The sequence below is a fragment of the Streptococcus sp. 2154 genome, from assembly GCF_013277255.1.
Classification (GTDB): Bacteria; Bacillota; Bacilli; order Lactobacillales; family Streptococcaceae; genus Streptococcus; species Streptococcus pseudopneumoniae.
This window is the reverse complement of the sequence record NZ_VMMK01000081.1, coordinates 1-15,754: the sequence shown is the minus strand read 5'-3', so window position 1 is coordinate 15,754 and position 15,754 is coordinate 1. Positions and strand designations below refer to the sequence as shown.

Sequence of the window (15,754 nt, the reverse complement as noted above, 5' to 3'; positions counted from 1 at the left end):
AACAGCCCAGACAACGGTAGGATGGAGTCCTTCTTTGGGATTCTGAAATCGGAAATGTTTTACGGTTATGAGAAGTCGTTTCAGTCGCTTAAGCAATTGGAACAAGCTATTGTAGACTATATTGATTACTACAACAACAAGAGAATTAAGGTAAAACTAAAAGGACTTAGCCCTGTGCAGTACAGAACTAAATCCTTTGGATAAATTAATTGTCTAACTTTTGGGGTCAGTACAGAAAATCCTTGGTCGTATGCGTTTTATTATGGGAAAATGTACTTGACCTCTGTATTTCATTTTGAAAATGACAAAATCCTGAGTTTAGAGTTCTCAGGATTTTTCGTTTACTGTTGTGGTTGTTGTTGAGGGGTCTGTGGAGCTGGAGTTTGATTGGCTCCGGGTGTATTTGGCGCTTGGTTTTGACCATTGGTACTAGCATCAGGACTTGTGGCTGGTGCTTGATTTTGACTATTATTACTAGCATCAGGACTTGTAGTTGGTGCTAGGCTAGTAGAGCCTTCTGTACTTGTTGAGGAGTTTTCGGTTGAAGATGATTGGGATGTTGTTTCAGTCCAAGTCGGTCTTGCTCCATTTTGGAAAACAAACTGCCCATTTCGATAGATACCATCTGGTATATTCCAATCCTCTGGATTGCTTCCTTCAGACAGGTAGGTCATCATAGAGCGGTAAACTTTGGCAGCGACCGTAAGGCCATTGCCTACAAGTGGTGTCAGACGGTTAGAATAGCCTGTCCATACAGCCATTGAATATTTACGCGTATAGCCAGCAAATAGTTCATCAGGTGCTACAAACTGAGAGGTCTTGATGTGGTTTTCAATTTCCTCGTCTGTATAGTTAGAGGTTCCTGTTTTACCAGCCTGAGGGAGCCAAGCAAGATAGGCATTTCGTCCAGTTCCATAAGTCAAGACTGTTTTCATCATGTCGGTCATCATATAGGCTGTCGTTTCCTTCATGGCACGAGTTCCGACATTAGAGAGCTCTTTTTCACTCCCATCACTAAAGACGACTTTATGGATATACATTGGCTTATAGTAAGTTCCACCATTTGCAAAGGCAGCGTAAGCAGCAGCCATCTTTTCACTACTTGCTCCATATTTTTTGTCTGATTCGGTTGTGTTACTTGAAATGGCATTTGAGTAGTGAAGACTTGGGTAGTCGATTCCGAGACCATTTAGGAAAGTCTTGGCGCGGTTGAGTCCGACCTTGTTTAGCGTTTCCACGGCTGGGACGTTTCGCGATTGTTGCAGGGCGTATTGCAAGGTGATGTTGCCAAAGTAGCCCCTATCCCAGTTATAGACAGGGGTATCTGTCCCAGGATAGTTATAGGGCTCATCGTGAACGATAGTAGCAGTTGAATCGTAGACACCGTACTCCAAGGCAGGAGCATAGTCTGTGATCGGTTTCATAGTTGATCCCCAGTCGCGGTTTGTTTCCACTGCTTGGTTAATTCCGAAGGAAACATTACTTGACTGATGTCGTGCTCCTAGCTGGGCAATGACTTTACCGTTAGAAACATCGACAATGGTAGAAGCGACTTGCAATTCATCGTCTGGATAGGCAACGTATTCGTCTGTATTGTAAATATCCCACAGATGTTTTTGAGCTTCTTGGTCTACATTTGTGTAGACATCCATCCCAGTTGTGAGCAGGTTATAGCCTGTTTCTTCTTCAACTTGATTGATGACTTCCTTGAGGTAATTATCCATGTAAGCAGGGTAATTACTTGCTGATTTGAGACTTTGTAGTCCATCAGTAATTGGTGTGTTGACTGCTTTCTCATACTGTTCAGCAGAGATGTAGCCTTGATTTTTCATTTCAGATAAGACCAAGTTTCGGCGGTTTTGGGCTGCTTCTGGATGTGAATAGGGGTCATATTGGTTTGGTGCCTGAGGCATTCCAGCCAGCAAGGCTAACTGAGGTAAACTTAAATTATTGAGGTCTTTACCATAGTAGTTTTGAGCGGCTGTCTGCATTCCATAGTTGCCATTAGACATGTAGACCTTATTTATATAGTAGGTCAAGATTTCTTGCTTGGTTGCTTTTTGTTCTAACTGAATCGCTAACCAAGCTTCCTGAGCCTTACGAGAAATAGTCTGGTCGGAAGTCGAGGTTGAAAAGTAAGTCAACTTAATCAACTGTTGGGTGAGAGTTGATCCACCTTGGAGGGAATTGCTTTGCAGATTGCGCAAGAAAGCTCCCAGGATACGGATGGTATCAATCCCCCTGTGGTCGAAGAAGCGATGGTCTTCGATAGAAACGATTGCCTTAACCAAATCTGTGGGAATATCATTAGCTTGGGCATTGACGCGGCGTTCAGAACCCAAGTCGGCAATGAGTTGATTTTTATTGTCGTAGATTTTACTAGAAGTTGTTGCAACTAGTTTACTCTCGGATAGGGTAGGAGCCTTGCTAACGTAGTAGAAAAAAACTCCTCCGCCTAAGACGATGGTTGCGATAACCAAGCTTAAGAAGCTAATGCCCAGATACTTGATTAGGCGCAGAATCGTTGGTTTGTTCATCTTGTTTTACCACCTAATAAATATTCTTTGATAACATTGAGATAAGGAATTTGAGGGAAGGCACTAGCCTTGATTTCATATCCATATTCTCGAATATATCCAAGTGGCATTGATTTTTGTCCCTTATCTTGATGATAGAAGCGAATCAAATCGAATGCCGGCAATAAGTAGGTTTCTTGCTGAGAAGAAAAGTGAAGAAGGACAAAGCAGATTCCTTGTTGGGCAAGGACTTGTTCCATATGCTGAATCTGATGTGGATGAAAATTTTTCATCGGAATCGCACGTTTTTGTTTTGTTTCCTTGGCTTCAAAGTCGATGTAATATCCATTATAAACGCCAGAATAGTCCGTCGTTGAAGCTTGTCGAAAATAGGCTTCAACAATCTTGGCACGACTTCGTTGTGGATAGTCCACTCGTACGATTTGAATAGGGGTTGGTTTCTTGTGTATAACAGCCAAGCCCTGAGACAAATAGTAGTCGTTGGTAGCATTGATCATCTTTTCAAAAGACATTCCTCGATTTGCGAAATTTTTGGGTTGAGAAAGAGATGTTTGTCTTTTTTGTGATGAAAGTTTATGTGGATAGTTGACCATAATTCTCCTTATTGGTGCAATAATATCACTTTATTATACCATAAATTTGCACAGAAAGGGTTAAAAATGACTATAGCTTTTATCACAAGATATTTTTTCGCTTCATTCATATTCAGTTGGATCCTTTTCATATGACTATTCTACCAAATGGGATATTTTCACGTTCGATTTACTAAAGACATTATCACATTCGAATCACAACGTAGTATAAAAAATATAAATATCATTTGATTTAATTTTATAAATGTTATATAATGATGTCGAAAGCGCTTTACAAACAAGATATAATCTAGAGTCGTAATTATATAGGCTTGATTTTAGCTTTATTGTTTTATTGATTCGGAACATTCTTCTAGTAATTAACTACAGACTGATTAAACTTGGGATTGAAATTATCTCCATACTTATATATTTTGAAGGAATCTCTATGAAAGACATTATTCGGATACTATCTATTGGCTTTTTATGGATTCTGTTGATAGCAAATGTAGTGCATGCAGCAACTGCGATTACTTATAATGGACAGGGAATAAGAGGTAAATATTCAATACAAGCTTGGTACACTAACCGTAGAAGAACCTATACTGTTAATCATAACCAAACTCCTAGACCTGGGAGTGGGAACGTAGGGTTTAGAGTTTCTGTTGTGAGTCGTTCATGGATTGGTGGTAAAATATATGCATCATCTGTTTATTATGGAAAAACTAGTGGAACAATTAGTGTTGATCTAAATTCAGGTACTTATGGATTATATTTCAATACTGAGGGTAGAGGTTTATATAATATTTCAGGTAGTGTGGCTTATTAATTGAGTATTTATTTGGATAAGTCTTTTATTAACTATTTTATAATTTTTTAGTTTAATACTCTTCCTTACTAATCATATCAATTGGTTTTTATAGTAAAATGAAACTAGAATAGTACAACATAATTTCTAAAGCATTGTTAGAAATTAATTTGAATGCCTCAAATGATTTATCCTCATCTTATTTCAATTTACTATAGTTTCTTTGTGAGTTTTGATGTAGAAAAGTATTTTGTGATGGATTATAAAGATTGAATAGATATAAGTTATTTTAAAACATACTTTTAAAGAGAATTTGGTAATAATAAGTGAATTATTATCAATTAAAAATAAGTTTGGTAAAAAATCTTTACAATCAGAAAACCGTATATTATCACGATTTTAAAATCTTTGATCATATACGGTTTATTATTGAAATATTTGTTTTCTCTTAAAATTGATGCTTTTATAAAATTAAAAAGCAATATAGGTAGTAGATATTTTCATAGATTTGTTACTGATTTTGTCAGTATTATCTACAACCTCGAAAAAGGATACTATTCAAACTGTGCTTAGTTCTTTTGTTTTCTGTTTACTATGAGTTTTCACCTGGCCTTCTTTAAAATCAAAGTTTACATGTTTTGTTGACAGTTTGCGTAATAAACATCGGAATTTAAATATATACTTTAAACAAATGCCTATCATTAGTACATATTATAAAAAATGATGCTCTTTCTGATTTTAAAGGAATGTAAATAGAATATCTAAGATTTGTAGTTTTATTTTATGTAATGAATTATCTTTTTTCCTAATCTGCTATCATGGATATTGCTTCCAATTATAAAACCTATTGTGTTTGTAAATATATCTCCTATATCAAAGAATCCGAGATGAAATACATATTGTGAGGTTTCTATTATTGTTATGAAAAAGATAAAACGCATGACTGTTTTAAAATTAAATTTAAATAATCCTCCTATTGGGATAAAAATTACAATATTTAAAAGAGGAATTGTTGAATCAATTAAAAGTGAATCTTTGATAAACTCAACGAGATTAAAGTTAACTCCCTGAATACCTAAATTTTTAAAAAGTAGCGAATAAACAAGAATTAAACAGTAAAGAAAATAAGATATTCTTATCAATCTAGTATCAAGTCTGTGCGTATAGCTAGATCTTAGGAAAGTGAATAAAAACAATGTTAGAATTAGAATGATGAATAGAGGTCTCCAGAAATCAGAGCCACCGGTAGGAAAACTAAAGATAGAGATGAATTGGAAGTAAAGGTATTCCATAAAAAACCATCTACAAATTAGGAGGGAAATAGCTAAATTTAAAAAATCAAGTATATATATTTTTTTCATTTTATAATCTCCTAAATTTCATTTATATACCATATTATATCATAAATTTGCACAGAAAGGGTTAAAAATGGCTACAGCTTTGGTTTTAGGCTATTCTGCTTTTGATTTGGGTTTGTTTTCTGACAAGGATCCTCGTCTTAAATTGATTAAAAAAGCGATACGTAAAGATTTAGAGGCTATGGCAGCAGATGGGGTGTCTTGGCTTGTATTTACAGGGACTTTAGGCTTTGAATATTGGGTTCTAGAGGTTGCGCAGGAGATGAAAACCGAATATGGTTTTCAGTTGGCCACCATTTTTGCTTTTGAAACCCATGGGGAAAATTGGAATGAAGCCAATCAGATGAAACTGAGCCGTTTTAAGCAGGTAGACTTTGTCAAATATGCTTATTCTCGCTATGAACACAAGGGGCAGTTAAGAGATTATCAGCAGTTTTTACTGGAAAATACGAATAGTTCCTATCTTTTTTATGATGAAGAAAATGAAACGAAATTAGCTTATTTTTACCAAAAGATGAAAAATCAAGAGGACTATTTTATAAAGAGATTAACATTTGATCAATTAAATGAACTTGCTGAAAATTTTTCCGAAAATTGAAGCTTTGACCTTGATTTTTGTTTGCCTTTTTTTATATAATAATACTAGCAATCGAGAATGGAGAGAGACATGGCAAGTATTATTTTTTCAGCAAAAGATATTTTTGAACAAGAGTTTGGGCGTGAAGTCCGTGGCTATAGTAAGGTAGAAGTTGATGAGTTTTTAGACGATGTCATCAAGGACTATGAAACCTATGCTGCCTTGGTCAAGTCACTTCGTCAGGAGATTGCGGATTTGAAGGAAGAATTAACTCGTAAACCGCAAGTGAGCTCGGCTCCAAGTCCTAGTCACCCAGATCCAATTGATGTGGCTGCTTCATCTTCTATGACGAATTTTGATATTTTGAAACGCTTGAATCGTCTTGAAAAAGAAGTATTCGGTAAACAAATTTTAGACAATACTGATTTGTAATTCAGGTCTTGTTACATGCAATTTTTGGATAATCGCGTGAGGAGAATTGCTTCTCATGAGGAAAGTCCATGCTAGCACAGGCTGTGATGCCTGTAGTGTTTGTGCTAGGCGAAACCATAAGCCTAGGGACGAGAAATCGTTACGGCAGTTGAAATGGCTAAGTCTTTTGATAGGTCAGAGTAGGCTTGAAAGTGCCACAGTGACGGAGTCTTTCTGGAAACGGAGAGAGTGGAACGCGGTAAACCCCTCAAGCTAGCAACCCAAATTTTGGTCGGGGCATGGAGTACACGGAAACGAACGTAGTATTCTGACTGCTATCAGCTGGAGCTGTTAGTGGTAGACAGATGATTATCGAAGGAAGTGGTCCTAGTCACTTCTGGAACAAAACATGGCTTATAGAAAATTGCATATAGGTTGGGGCTGAGAAATTTTCTCAACCTCATTTTTTAAAGTGGACATATAGAAAGGTCTTGTAAGACTGTAACATGAAAAAAGAATTTAATTTAATTGCAACTGTGGCAGCAGGTCTTGAAGCTGTTGTAGGACGAGAAGTGCGAGAGTTGGGCTACGATTGTCAGGTTGAAAATGGTCGTGTTCGTTTTCAAGGAGACGTGAGAGCTATTATCGAAACCAACCTCTGGCTTCGGGCAGCAGATCGTATCAAAATCATCGTAGGAACGTTCCCAGCTAAGACTTTTGAAGAGCTGTTTCAGGGAGTTTTCGCCCTAGATTGGGAAAATTATTTACCACTTGGAGCTCGGTTCCCGATTTCAAAAGCCAAATGTGTTAAATCTAAACTTCACAATGAGCCCAGTGTTCAGGCTATTTCTAAGAAAGCTGTTGTCAAGAAATTGCAGAAACACTATGCTCGCCCAGAAAGTATTCCACTGATGGAGAATGGCCCAGAGTTTAAGATTGAGGTCTCTATTCTCAAAGATGTGGCAACTGTCATGATTGATACGACCGGGTCTAGTCTCTTTAAACGTGGCTATCGTACCGAAAAAGGGGGAGCCCCTATCAAGGAAAACATGGCGGCAGCTATTTTACAACTCTCTAACTGGTATCCAGACAAGCCTTTGATTGATCCGACCTGTGGTTCGGGGACTTTCTGTATTGAGGCAGTTATGATTGCTCGAAAGATGGCACCAGGACTTCGTCGCTCTTTTGCCTTTGAGGAATGGAACTGGATTAGTGATCGCTTGATTCAAGAAGTGCGTACAGAAGCGGCTAAAAAAGTAGACCGTGAGCTGGAACTGGATATTATGGGCTGTGATATTGATGCTCGCATGGTGGAAATTGCTAAGGCCAATGCCCAGGCAGCTGGTGTTGCAGGAGATGTTACCTTTAAGCAGATGCGCGTGCAGGATTTACGTTCCGATAAAATCAATGGTGTGATTATTTCCAATCCGCCTTACGGGGAGCGTTTATCAGATGATGCAGGAGTTACCAAGCTCTATACTGAGATGGGGCAAGTATTTGCACCACTGAAAACTTGGAGCAAATTTATCCTGACTAGTGATGAAGCTTTTGAAAGTAAGTATGGTAGCCAAGCAGATAAGAAGCGTAAGTTATACAACGGAACCTTGAAAGTGGATCTGTATCAATATTTTGGTCAGCGTGTCAAACGGCAAGAGGTAAAATAGAAAGGGATACTCATGAGTAAAAAAAGACGAAATCGTCATAAAAAAGAAGGCCAAGAACCGCAATTTGATTTTGATGAAGCAAAAGAGCTAACAGTTGGTCAAGCTATTCGTAAAAATGAAGAAGTGGAAGCAGGAGTCTTGCCTGAGGATTCCATTTTGGACAAGTATGTTAAGCAACACAGAGATGAAATTGAGGCGGATAAGTTTGCGACTCGCCAATACAAAAAAGAGGAGTTAGTTGAAACTCAGAGTCTGGATGATTTAATTCAAGAGATGCGTGAGGCTGTAGAAGAGTCAGAAGCTTCTTCGGAGGAAGTTCCATCTTCTGAAGACATCTTACCACCCTTGCCTCTGGACGATGAGGAGCAAGGCTTGGATCCTCTATTGCTAGAGGATGAAAATCCAACAGAAATGACTGAAGAAGTGGAAGAGGAGCAAAACCTTTCTCGTCTGGAACAAGAAGACTCAGAAAAGAAAAGCAAAAAAGGCTTTGTTTTGACCGCTTTGGCGCTTGTATCAGTAATTATCTGTGTCAGTGCTTATTATGTCTATCGTCAAGTGAATCGCTCGACCAAGGAAATTCAGACTTCTCAATCAACCACAAACACGCAGGCAGAAGTGGAAGAATTTAATAATTTATATGATGCTTTCTACACAGATAGTAATAAAACGGCTTTGAAAAATAGCCAGTTTGATAAACTGACTCAACTCAAAACCTTGCTTGATAAACTGGAAGGTAGTCGTGAACATACGCTAGCCAAATCTAAGTATGATAGTCTAGCAACGCAAATCAAGGCCATTCAAGATGTCAATGCTCAATTTGAGAAACCAGCTATTGTGGATGGTGTCTTGGATACCAATGCCAAAGCCAAATCGGATGCTAAATTTACGGATATTAAAACTGGAAATACGGAGCTTGATAAAGTGCTAGATAAGGCTATCAGCCTTGGTAAGAGCCAGCAAACAAGTACTTCTAGCTCAAGTTCAAGTGAAACTAGTAGCTCAAGCACTAGTCAAACAAGCTCAAATACGACTAGTGAGACAAGCCCAAGTAGTTCAAATGCTGCCTCAAATGAGACTAGAAGTTCTCGTAGCAAAGTCAATATGGGCGTATCAAGTGCGGGTGTTGCTGTTCAAAGAAGTGCCAGTCGTGTTGCCTATAACCAGTCTGCTATTGATGATAGTAACAACTCTGCCTGGGATTTTGCGGATGGTGTCTTGGAACAAATTCTAGCGACTTCACGATCACGTGGCTATATCACTGGAGACCAATATATCCTTGAACGTGTCAATATCGTTAACGGCAATGGTTATTACAACCTCTACAAGCCAGATGGAACCTATCTCTTTACCCTTAACTGTAAGACAGGCTACTTTGTCGGAAATGGCGCTGGTCATGCAGATGACTTGGACTACTAAGCAGTCGTTACAAAATTCTTTCTTTTCAAAAGTAAAAATGATAAAATAAAATAAATGAAACAAGAGGAGTGTCAAATGACAAAAGCTAACTTTGGTGTCGTAGGTATGGCCGTAATGGGTCGTAACCTTGCCCTTAATATTGAATCTCGTGGTTACACAGTTGCTATTTACAACCGTAGTAAAGAAAAAACGGAAGATGTGATTGCTTGCCATCCTGAAAAGAACTTTGTACCAAGCTATGACGTTGAAAGTTTTGTAAACTCAATCGAAAAACCTCGCCGTATCATGCTGATGGTTCAAGCTGGACCTGGTACAGATGCTACTATCCAGGCCCTTCTTCCACACCTTGACAAGGGTGATATCTTGATTGACGGAGGAAACACTTTCTACAAAGATACAATTCGTCGTAATGAAGAATTGGCAAACTCTGGTATCAACTTTATCGGTACTGGGGTTTCTGGTGGTGAAAAAGGTGCCCTTGAAGGGCCTTCTATCATGCCTGGTGGACAAAAAGAGGCCTACGAATTGGTTGCAGATGTTCTTGAAGAAATCTCAGCTAAAGCACCAGAAGATGGCAAACCATGTGTGACTTACATCGGTCCTGATGGAGCTGGTCACTATGTGAAAATGGTTCACAACGGTATCGAGTATGGTGATATGCAATTGATTGCAGAAAGCTATGACTTGATGCAACACTTGCTAGACCTTTCTGCAGAAGACATGGCTGAAATCTTTACTGAGTGGAACAAGGGTGAATTGGATAGCTACTTGATCGAAATCACAGCTGATATCTTGAGCCGTAAAGACGATGAAGGCCAAGATGGACCAATCGTAGACTACATCCTTGATGCCGCAGGTAACAAGGGAACTGGTAAATGGACTAGCCAATCATCACTTGACCTTGGTGTGCCATTGTCGCTAATTACTGAGTCAGTATTTGCTCGCTACATTTCAACTTACAAAGAAGAACGCGTGCATGCTAGCAAGGTTCTTCCAAAACCAGCTGCCTTCAAATTTGAAGGAGATAAGGCTGAATTGATTGAAAAAATCCGTCAAGCCCTTTACTTCTCAAAAATCATCTCATACGCACAAGGTTTTGCGCAATTACGTGTAGCTTCTAAAGAAAATAACTGGAACTTGCCATTTGCAGACATCGCATCTATCTGGCGTGATGGCTGTATCATCCGTTCTCGTTTCTTGCAAAAGATTACAGATGCTTACAACCGTGATGCAGACCTTGCCAACCTTCTTTTGGATGAGTACTTCTTGGATGTTACTGCTAAGTACCAACAAGCAGTGCGTGATATCGTAGCTCTTGCAGTTCAAGCTGGTGTGCCAGTACCAACCTTCTCAGCAGCTATTACTTACTTTGATAGCTACCGTTCAGCTGATCTTCCAGCTAACTTGATCCAAGCGCAACGTGATTACTTTGGTGCCCACACTTACCAACGTAAAGACAAAGAAGGAACCTTCCACTACTCTTGGTATGACGAAAAATAAGTAGGTCTGCCATGGGGAAACGGATTTTATTACTTGAGAAAGAACGAAATCTAGCTCATTTTTTAAGTTTGGAACTCCAAAAAGAGCAATACCGAGTTGATCAGGTTGAGGAGGGGCAAAAAGCCTTCTCCATGGCTCTTCAGACAGACTATGACTTGATTTTATTGAATGCTCATCTGGGGGATATGACAGCCCAGGATTTTGCAGATAAGCTGAGTCGAACTAAGCCAGCCTCAGTCATCATGATTTTAGATCATTGGGAAGACTTGCAAGAAGAGCTGGAAGTTGTTCAGCGTTTTGCAGTTTCATACATCTATAAGCCAGTCCTTATCGAAAATCTGGTAGCGCGTATTTCGGCGATCTTCCGAGGTCGGGACTTCATTGATCAACACTGCAGTCTGATGAAAGTTCCAAGGACCTACCGCAATCTTAGGATAGATGTTGAACATCACACGGTTTATCGTGGTGAAGAGATGATTGCTCTGACTCGCCGTGAGTATGACCTTTTGGCGACACTTATGGGAAGCAAGAAAGTTCTGACTCGTGAGCAGTTGTTGGAAAGTGTCTGGAAGTATGAAAGTGGGACCGAGACAAATATCGTAGATGTCTATATCCGTTATCTACGTAGCAAGCTTGATGTAAAAGGTCAAAAAAGCTACATTAAAACCGTGCGTGGTGTTGGTTACACCATGCAAGAATAGAAAAGCAGTTGCAGTTGTGTAACTGCTTTTTTCAAATGGAGAAAGGGATGTCTTTCCGTTTTTTTCTTTGTATAGTGGATTGAAACTAGAATGGTACACCACAACTGCTAAAACTTTTCTAGAAATTAATTTAACTTTCCTAATCGATTTGTTCACATCTTATTTCAATTTACTATATTGACAGGGACGAACAGATGTGTTACAATTTTTTTAGGAGGATAAAATAATGAAGAAAACATTTTATCGCAAATTCGGTATTTCAATTATTGCGGGTACTTTATTAGCTAGCCTGCTATCGACAGTATCTGCTTTGACTGTTATTTCAAGTACAGGCGAGGAGTATGAGGTAAGTGAAACATTACAAGAGAGTCCAGGAACTAATAATTTTTCACTTCCCGATGTTTCACCGACTTATGGTCAATATTATACAAATCAGTCAGAAGTCATTATTGGTAAAAATGATTTAGTTAAGGTAAAAAATACTTTACAATATCCTTACTCTACATCAGCTTATGTAGAGTAAGAATTTCGTGGTGTGAAAAATGGTAAAGATGTAACTTATCGAGGGAGTGCCAATTTTATAAAGGATAATGTCCTTATTACTGCTGCTCATAATATTTATAAACATGAGTTTGGTAAAGATGCAGAAGAACTATATGTTACTCCTGCTCGTACTCCAAATAGTGTGCCGTTTGGTCGGATAAAAGTAAAAGAAGCTCGCTATTTAAAAGAATTTCGAAATACTGATCCAGATGAGCTTACTACCTATGACTTAGCAGTTTTAATTTTGGAAGAACCGATTGGCGCTCAATTGGGGACGTTAGGACTTCCCAATAATTTAGAAAATACTAAAAATCTAGATGTAACAGTTACGGGATATTCTGCTGTTAATAAGGATATTAAGCAGATGTATACTGATACAAAAACGATACTTCAAGATACAAATGATTTTTTATTCTATCAAGTAGATACTTTGCGTGGTGCAAGCGGTTCAGCAGTATATGATTCTACCAATAGGGTTGTCGGAGTTCATACCAATGGGAGTGAGGCAGAACAAATGAATTATGCTGTCAAGTTAAATGAGAAGGCTCTATCTTTCATCTACTCTGTTATTAAAGGGCATTCTATTGATGGATGGAAGTTGATTAGTGATACTTGGTATTATTATAAGAATAGTAATAAACAAACAGGTTGGCAAAGTATAAATGGCAAATGGTATTATGCTTATAGCTCAGGTGCTTTGGCAGTGAATACGACCGTAGACGGCTATTCTGTCAATTATAATGGCGAATGGGTTCGGTAATGACAGGGAGCTTATAATTATATTAGAACACTCGCTTAATCAAAGAAGTGACTTTGTTGTACTTGACCTGACGATTGGGGAGATTAAAAGCATGTGAAATCTACACATGCTTTTTCGTTAGTTATGAGTGTTGAACTTGACTAACCATTGACAAAAGATAAGAGCAATCAAAATAAGATACAAAAATATCAATGCTAACTGCACCGAAACGCTCGATGCTATGGATAGGGCTAATAGGGAGAGCAGGGACGGGGCGAGAATGTCCACTGTGCTCAGAGCAGAGCCCACCGTCCCCATCTTGTCACTGGGGATATAGGCAAAGACAGCTGCTTGTAGGCGAGGGCTGAGAATGCCGATAATCGTAGAACTGATGAAACTGGTCATGAAAATTACGATATAGGCTTGACAAAGGATACTAGTTATTAGAGCCAATAGGGAAATCTCACAGAAAACCAAGAGGTGCGTGAAACGGATATTTTTAAATAGATTACTGCTGGTCATATTGCCAAGGATAGCTCCACAAGAAATGATGATGGAGAGCAGGGCGAGGAGTTGCCCAATGCTCAGTTGTGCTAGTGTCTGTTGGATGAAGCGGAGGGCAATCAACCGAGGAGACACATCCAAGATGGCAATCATACTGGTCGTCAGAAACAGTAGTATGACGGTATCTTTTAACCTCAGGAGCACAGCCAGCGACTGTTTAAGATGTTGAAAATATTTCTTAAAACTCAGTGCTGTATGTGACATTTCAATCCTTTTTTCAACCTCATACAAGGTATGTCGAATAACATACAGGCCCCAAAAGGCAATGACAAAAGTCAGAGTGTTGATAAGGGAAATAGTTTGAATACTCATAACATTGATAAGGAATGCACCAGCTAGATTGGCGACAATGCGGACAACCCTCATCAGAGACTGCCTGAACCCCATGGCATCATGCAGGTCGTCCTTAATTATACTGATGTAGAGGGCGTTCATCATGTAGGCAGACAGGTAGCTCAAGGTGTCAGAGATAAGGTTGATGATGACAATCATAATGACTGAAACTAATGAAAAGGGCGACAAGACGAGAAATACTGTCAAAATAGCGTAGAGCAGGATTTTGATTTTGGCAATCCAGAGTGCGTGTTTGACTCTATTTTCTTGAAAATCTCCTAGAATTCCGAGAAAGAGTTGCGATAGTAGGGGAACCACCTCTGAAATGGAAATCAGTAAAATCGCTAGCGGAGCGAAATTGTACTGAGCCACATAATTGATAATGGCGAGGTAGAAAATACTGTCGCCGAATGATGAAAAACAGCTGTTTAGCAGCAACTGTCTATATATGTTGTTTGTCCAAAATAATTTCATACTTTTCTCCTTATTTCTGCACATCGAATGGGAATTTATTATTTAATAGACACCAATATACCCCCATGCTTCAAACAAATCTGCTTTACTCCTATCTCCTTGAAACATCAGTAAATCGTGATCATCTCGTTCAGAACATGCTAAAATTACCTGTTGGATTTTTTTCATCAGTAATTTGTTTTGATTGTAGACAGTGGTTTGTAGTAAGCTAGTTATTCCGTGGCAATATCCTGTCATCATTTTTAGATGATGGTTAAAAACAAATTATTGATATTTACTAATAATATCTTTGTTTCCGTCACAATCGTACATACAAAGATATAAGATTATTCCGGAAATTCCTTTGCACCAAGAAAGTTGTAAATTTCCTAAATTTTTAGTATTAGAAGTAATTTTTTCTAATAATTTTTTTAATTCAGTATGGAATGTATGGAGATCATTATAGAACATAGAAGGTTCTAAGACTTTAGAATAGGCAAATAAAGCCTATGCAATTCCACAATATCCATGAGCAAAGCTATAGTCTAAAATGCTTTCTTTGGCTGTATCTCTTTGTAGGAAATAATGCTAAATTTCCCCTATACTATTGTGGATGAAAATTTTAAGAGTATTGTCATTGGTAAATTGATAGTATTTTATTAATGACAATAGGACACCAGATTTTCTCAATGCAAAGTCTATTTCCTCTAGAGTATCATAATTCTCTATTAATTTCTTAGCGGTGACGTTTGCTAATTGTAGATAGTATTGATTTTTACTGATAGAAAATAAATGTAGGAGTAACCATAGATAGCCTGAATCACCAAATAGCAGCGAGTATTGATATTCATATGTGTGTGTCGTTCTAATTGTCACTGCTTTCTTGATGATAGAGAGTATTTTAGAATCCAGTTCTGGGGGGACAATTTATTTAGAGGAAACAGTAGTCCAGCTATTCCGTGTTGGAATGATAAATTACTTACGAAATTTCCAAATTCTGTTGAAGAAGTGATCCTTCCTTCAGAATTTACAGTTTTATCTAGTAAAAATCGTAGAACACTATTACATTCCGTTTTGTAATCATATTTATGTTCCTCTATTTTTTTAATTTTGACTAAATTATTTGTTTGACTTAAATTTAGTAGGTATTGTAACCAAAATAGTTGCTCATCTGTGAGCTGACCTTGAGTATGTGATAGTTCTAGTAATTGAATAGGATCCTTTAGTTAGATTCGATCAATCCATAACATAACAACATTTTTAGGACAACTTGTCAAATATTAGTATATATTTTTACATCTTGAATTGTCAAATTAAGTGCATAACTTTCCCGTAGCATATGTACTGACCCCCAAAAGTTAGACAATTAATTTATCCAAAGGATTTAGTTCTGTACTGCACAGGACTAAGTCCTTTTAGTTTTACCTTAATTCGTTTATTGTTGTAGTAATCAATATAGTCTACAATAGCTTGTTCCAATTGCTTAAGCGACTGAAACGACTTCTCATAACCGTAAAACATTTCCGATTTCAGAATCCCAAAGAAGGACTCCATCATACCGTTGTCTGGGCTGTT

General features: G+C 38.1%; 15 protein-coding genes, 1 other RNA gene and 2 pseudogenes. 12 read left to right on the top strand and 6 right to left on the bottom strand.

What is annotated here, in order from left to right; translation table 11 throughout:
• Positions 1–204: IS3 family transposase (locus HT693_RS11320; protein WP_172925193.1), on the top strand; the 204-nt coding region annotated here is incomplete at its 5' end.
• A gap of 137 nt (positions 205–341) precedes the next feature.
• Here HT693_RS11320 and pbp1a read toward each other — a convergent pair.
• Complete coding sequence (pbp1a, locus tag HT693_RS11315) at positions 342–2,537, bottom strand: penicillin-binding protein PBP1A (RefSeq protein ID WP_001039981.1); 2,196 nt, start codon at positions 2,535–2,537, stop codon at positions 342–344.
• A complete protein-coding gene (gene recU / locus HT693_RS11310; protein WP_000248778.1) occupies positions 2,534–3,130 on the bottom strand; it encodes a Holliday junction resolvase RecU in 597 nt (198 codons plus the stop codon). Before recU ends, pbp1a begins: the two co-directional genes overlap by 4 nt.
• 427 nt (positions 3,131–3,557) lie before the next feature.
• Here recU and HT693_RS11305 point away from each other — a divergent pair, with 427 nt between their 5' ends.
• Positions 3,558–3,938, top strand: a complete 381-nt coding sequence (locus HT693_RS11305) for a hypothetical protein (protein WP_138704825.1) — start codon at positions 3,558–3,560, stop codon at positions 3,936–3,938.
• Positions 3,939–4,693: 755 nt separating this feature from the next.
• On the opposite strand, the gene HT693_RS11300 is transcribed toward HT693_RS11305, so the two are convergent.
• Complete coding sequence (locus tag HT693_RS11300) at positions 4,694–5,278, bottom strand: VanZ family protein (protein WP_138704824.1); 585 nt, start codon at positions 5,276–5,278, stop codon at positions 4,694–4,696.
• Positions 5,279–5,345: 67 nt separating this feature from the next.
• On the opposite strand from HT693_RS11300, the gene HT693_RS11295 reads away from it, so the two are divergent.
• The 10 genes and pseudogenes from HT693_RS11295 (at position 5,346) to HT693_RS12305 (ending at position 12,850) form a co-directional block, all read left to right on the top strand.
• Positions 5,346–5,873, top strand: a complete 528-nt coding sequence (locus HT693_RS11295) for a DUF1273 domain-containing protein (RefSeq protein ID WP_023935618.1) — start codon at positions 5,346–5,348, stop codon at positions 5,871–5,873.
• Positions 5,874–5,942: 69 nt separating this feature from the next.
• The gene (gpsB, locus tag HT693_RS11290; protein WP_000146532.1) at positions 5,943–6,284 is read left to right on the top strand and encodes a cell division regulator GpsB; all 342 of its coding nucleotides are present in this window, start codon (positions 5,943–5,945) and stop codon (positions 6,282–6,284) included.
• Positions 6,285–6,304: 20 nt separating this feature from the next.
• Positions 6,305–6,685, top strand: an RNA gene (gene rnpB, locus HT693_RS11285) — RNase P RNA component class B.
• Positions 6,686–6,769: 84 nt separating this feature from the next.
• Positions 6,770–7,927, top strand: coding sequence for a class I SAM-dependent RNA methyltransferase (locus tag HT693_RS11280; protein WP_050208660.1), 1,158 nt, complete (start codon positions 6,770–6,772; stop codon positions 7,925–7,927).
• Between the two features lie 12 nt (positions 7,928–7,939).
• The gene (locus HT693_RS11275; protein WP_023938812.1) at positions 7,940–9,346 is read left to right on the top strand and encodes a cell division site-positioning protein MapZ family protein; all 1,407 of its coding nucleotides are present in this window, start codon (positions 7,940–7,942) and stop codon (positions 9,344–9,346) included.
• 75 nt (positions 9,347–9,421) lie between these two features.
• Positions 9,422–10,846 carry an NADP-dependent phosphogluconate dehydrogenase gene (gene gndA, locus HT693_RS11270; RefSeq protein ID WP_138703175.1) on the top strand — a complete coding sequence of 475 codons (1,425 nt, stop codon included), beginning with the start codon at positions 9,422–9,424 and terminating at the stop codon, positions 10,844–10,846.
• An 11-nt stretch (positions 10,847–10,857) separates the two neighbouring features.
• Positions 10,858–11,547, top strand: a complete 690-nt coding sequence (locus HT693_RS11265) for a response regulator transcription factor (RefSeq protein WP_000518020.1) — start codon at positions 10,858–10,860, stop codon at positions 11,545–11,547.
• 226 nt (positions 11,548–11,773) lie between these two features.
• Positions 11,774–12,070 (top strand): hypothetical protein, encoded by a 297-nt coding sequence (locus tag HT693_RS12180; RefSeq protein WP_000750732.1) that lies wholly within the window; start codon positions 11,774–11,776, stop codon positions 12,068–12,070.
• A gap of 12 nt (positions 12,071–12,082) precedes the next feature.
• Positions 12,083–12,601 (top strand): annotated as a pseudogene (locus tag HT693_RS12175) (trypsin-like peptidase domain-containing protein); the annotation flags it as partial.
• 3 nt (positions 12,602–12,604) lie between these two features.
• The gene (locus HT693_RS12305) at positions 12,605–12,850 is read left to right on the top strand and encodes a hypothetical protein (protein ID WP_275690481.1); all 246 of its coding nucleotides are present in this window, start codon (positions 12,605–12,607) and stop codon (positions 12,848–12,850) included.
• A 117-nt stretch (positions 12,851–12,967) separates the two neighbouring features.
• On the opposite strand, the gene HT693_RS11250 is transcribed toward HT693_RS12305, so the two are convergent.
• From HT693_RS11250 to HT693_RS11245, 3 genes and pseudogenes are all read right to left on the bottom strand, one after another.
• Complete coding sequence (locus tag HT693_RS11250; protein WP_000765697.1) at positions 12,968–14,200, bottom strand: MFS transporter; 1,233 nt, start codon at positions 14,198–14,200, stop codon at positions 12,968–12,970.
• 517 nt (positions 14,201–14,717) lie between these two features.
• A pseudogene (locus tag HT693_RS12165) lies at positions 14,718–15,055 on the bottom strand (lantibiotic-modifying protein).
• Positions 15,056–15,550: 495 nt separating this feature from the next.
• Positions 15,551–15,754 (bottom strand): IS3 family transposase (locus tag HT693_RS11245; RefSeq protein ID WP_142360782.1); only part of this gene is annotated, 204 nt, incomplete at its 5' end.